The 3,251-nt window shown below is 42.2% G+C and carries 4 protein-coding genes; 1 reads left to right on the forward strand and 3 read right to left on the reverse strand.

Features of this window, described 5'->3' with window-relative positions:
- Window positions 1-71: 71 nt before the first annotated feature.
- From WBM98_RS19065 to WBM98_RS19075, 3 genes are all read right to left on the reverse strand, one after another.
- Window positions 72-986 carry a TIGR01777 family oxidoreductase gene (locus WBM98_RS19065; protein WP_424367606.1) on the reverse strand — a complete coding sequence of 305 codons (915 nt, stop codon included), beginning with the start codon at window positions 984-986 and terminating at the stop codon, window positions 72-74.
- A 125-nt stretch (window positions 987-1,111) separates the two neighbouring features.
- Window positions 1,112-1,774 carry a tRNA (5-methylaminomethyl-2-thiouridine)(34)-methyltransferase MnmD gene (gene mnmD, locus WBM98_RS19070; RefSeq protein WP_424367607.1) on the reverse strand — a complete coding sequence of 221 codons (663 nt, stop codon included), beginning with the start codon at window positions 1,772-1,774 and terminating at the stop codon, window positions 1,112-1,114.
- Window positions 1,774-2,247, reverse strand: coding sequence for a DUF4920 domain-containing protein (locus WBM98_RS19075; protein WP_424367608.1), 474 nt, complete (start codon window positions 2,245-2,247; stop codon window positions 1,774-1,776). Before WBM98_RS19075 ends, mnmD begins: the two co-directional genes overlap by 1 nt.
- Before the next feature lie 105 nt (window positions 2,248-2,352).
- Here WBM98_RS19075 and WBM98_RS19080 point away from each other — a divergent pair.
- Window positions 2,353-3,251 (forward strand): branched-chain amino acid aminotransferase (locus tag WBM98_RS19080; RefSeq protein ID WP_424367609.1); only part of this gene is annotated, 899 nt, incomplete at its 3' end.

Raw genomic sequence — 3,251 nt, forward strand, 5'->3', positions numbered from 1 at the left:
GAAAAGTGAATCGAGGATGGCATCAAGAAAAAATATCCCCTAGTATCGTAGTGATTACAAGGGAAAGGCCATTATTCCCCTTTGTAAAAGAACTGAAGGGCATTCCCAATATTGGGGTATTCGAACAGAAAACCCTCCTCAGCTATTTTTTTACTGCTCACCCTTTGGCTGGCATATAAAAGGTATGACATCTCACCAAGGATCAATTGCATTGCAAACCTGGGAATGTTGGGCAATAATAGAGGGGCCTTCAATATTTTGGCTAATTCGCATACCAATTTTTTTTGGATAATGGGATTGGGAGCCACGCCATTATATGTGCCCTCCATTTGATTTTGGGCCACGAACATAAAAAGCCGTGCCAAATCGCTGATGTGAATCCAGGATTGCCATTGCTTCCCATTACCAAAAGCAGCCCCGACATAGTATTTGATCGGTTTGGCAAGTTTTGGCATAACGCCATCATCTTTGGACAATACCAAACCTATCCTGACTTTCGCAACCGGAAAACCATAATGGGCCAAGGTATCGATTTCCTTTTCCCATTTCTCAACAACCTCACCTAAAAAACTATCATCGACCATGTCGTCTTCCTCGGAATATAAATGGTCGATAGAATTCGGGTAAATACCTACGGCCGAAGCAGATACCAACGACGTAATGGCGCTTGTATCGATTTTGCCCAAGGCATAGCCCAGCGTTTTTAAGGAATCCAAACGACTGTAGAGAATTTTATTTTTGTTATCCGCAGTCCATCTTTGAGCAATGGTAGCACCTGCAAGATTTATGATTGCCGTAACCCCCTCAAAACACGCCAAATCAATTTCATTTTGGGACGGATTCCAATAAAAACCTTGAAAATTCTCATTCGTAATAATCTTCTCCCTACTGGTGGTCAAATAATTAACAGGAATTTCTTGCCTATTGCTGAATTCAACAATGGCCCTTCCCACTAATCCCGTCGCACCTGTTATCAATAATTTCATGAAACAAATGTATGGGATCTAAAATCCGCTTAGGGACATTTTAATTCCGATTTAACAAACTTGACCGCAATGTCGTGGCTTTATGATACGATACCTCTTGTTTCTTACGTGGAGGCGTAGGTACATCATGGCTTAATGGCCCTTAACATTTCCCTCTTGCCTGGTGGGCCAGGTAATCTTTCGACCGTAAAACCCACAGCGTGCATGGCCCTTCTTACACTACCTTTTGCGGCATAAGTTACCAAAACGCCACCCTTCTTTAGCGCCTTGAACATGATCGTAAACATATCCTCTTTCCATAATTCAGGTTGCACCCTGGCACCAAAGGCATCAAAATAGATGAGGTTGAATAAGGCTTCATAGGTGATTTCGGTAAAGCCACATTGCTTTTTATAAAGTAAAAATCCATCTGACAAAGCCACTTGCTCATGCCAAGGTGCGCTATGCATCAGTGCAAATTGCTTTTTAAAATGCTTCGCCTTCAACGCAGAAATATAATTCAATTGGAATAGCTCTTCCCTTGTTATTGGAAATGCCTCTACCCCATAATATTCGATTTTAAATTTCGATTTTGAAGTCTCCAACAAGGTGATCAAGGCATTAAGGCCCGTGCCAAAACCAATCTCCAAGATATGCACATCCTGGTTTTTAAAAAGATCGAGTCCATGCTTTATAAAAACATGGTAGGCCTCCTGTATCGCCCCATGTTTCGAATGGTATTGTTCGTCCCAATCCTTAATTCTAATGGTCTTTGAACCATCATCCGTAGTGATGATCTCGCGCTGCATCACTCCTTTAAAAGAACACCATCGGCCACAAAGCCCAACGTTCTTTTAGCCTCTGTGATCACTGTAATCTCAGCTTCCGATTTGCCGGCGTCCTCCGCATAATGCCTTTGGTCTTCGACACTCATTTCTTCAATGAAGGCCGAACCATTGACGATTACTTCCTTTCCCGCACTGTCTTTCGGCATAAAGAAACCGTAATCCTTAAAACGCACCATAGCCTCAGCCCCATCATCCAATACCACTTTCATCCAACAACCTTTTGACTGACAAACTTCCTTGACCACCCCGGTAAAGGTGGCCTGTAAAGTATCGGCAACAGCCATATTCTTATAATTTTCTGACATTTCAAGACCGGATAAGCTCCCATGGGCCTCAAACCTATCACCAAAAGAAGCCATATCCTGAGCAACCTCCTGGGCAGAACACACCGAAATGAGCAAGAAGTATGCAACAAATATGTTAAAACCTTTCATAATTCGCTATTTTTTAATTTGCAACGTAAAATAGGACAATTTTAAAGAAAAAAAGGAGAACCACTTGGGATAATTTTCTAATTTTATTGATTAATACGTTATTCAATGGAGACAAAGATGATGAACATAAAGGTCGAAAAGGCAAAAACATCCAAAATAGACCAGGTTGATTTTGATAATTTATCTTTTGGCACTGTTTTTACAGATCACATGCTGGTCTCAAAATACAAAAATGGTTCTTGGCATGCCCCGGAGATTATTCCTTATCAACCCATAACCCTTGATCCCTCGGCCAAAATATTCCATTATGGACAGTCGATTTTCGAAGGGATGAAGGCTTATAAAGATGGGAACAATGATGTCTGGCTTTTTCGTCCCATGGACAATTGCAAACGATTGAACATTTCTGCCAAGAGAATGGCCATTCCAGAATTACCGGAGGAGTACTTTATGGATGGTCTGATCTCACTTATAAAATTGGAAAAGGATTGGATTCCTCAAACCCCGGGAAGTTCGCTATACATACGCCCTTTTATTTTTGCCTCTGGAAACGGCTTCCATGCTTCCCCGGCCAATGAGTATACTTTCATTATTGCCCTAGCCCCATCTGGATCGTACTTCTCCGGAAAGGTGAAGGTATTGATTGAAGAAAAATACTCTAGATCTGCCAATGGGGGTGTAGGGTATGCCAAGGCAGGTGGTAATTACGCCGGGCAATTCTATCCGACCCAACTTGCCCTTGAAAAAGGGTACAACCAGGTCATCTGGACAGATGATAGTACCCATGAGTTTATCGAGGAAGCAGGAGCAATGAACATTTTTGTTCGGATCAATGATACGTTGATCACTGCCCCGACGAGCGACCGAATACTGGATGGCATCACACGTAAGAGCATCTTGAAAATTGCCGAAGACGAAGGAATTCCCGTGGAAGAACGCAAAATAACAGTTTCAGAAATCGTGGAAGCTGCCAAGAATGGATCCTTGAAAGAAATGTTCGGTGC

The sequence above is a fragment of the Maribacter sp. genome (assembly GCF_049667165.1).
Taxonomy (GTDB): Bacteria; Bacteroidota; Bacteroidia; order Flavobacteriales; family Flavobacteriaceae; genus Maribacter_A.

Excerpts from the sequence above, each read along its gene's own strand:
- WBM98_RS19075 (WP_424367608.1), bottom strand. The coding sequence starts at position 2,247 with ATGAAAGGTTTTAACATATTTGTTGCATACTTCTTGCTCATTTCGGTG.
- WBM98_RS19065 (WP_424367606.1), bottom strand. The coding sequence starts at position 986 with ATGAAATTATTGATAACAGGTGCGACGGGATTAGTGGGAAGGGCCATT.
- mnmD (WP_424367607.1), bottom strand. The coding sequence starts at position 1,774 with ATGCAGCGCGAGATCATCACTACGGATGATGGTTCAAAGACCATTAGA.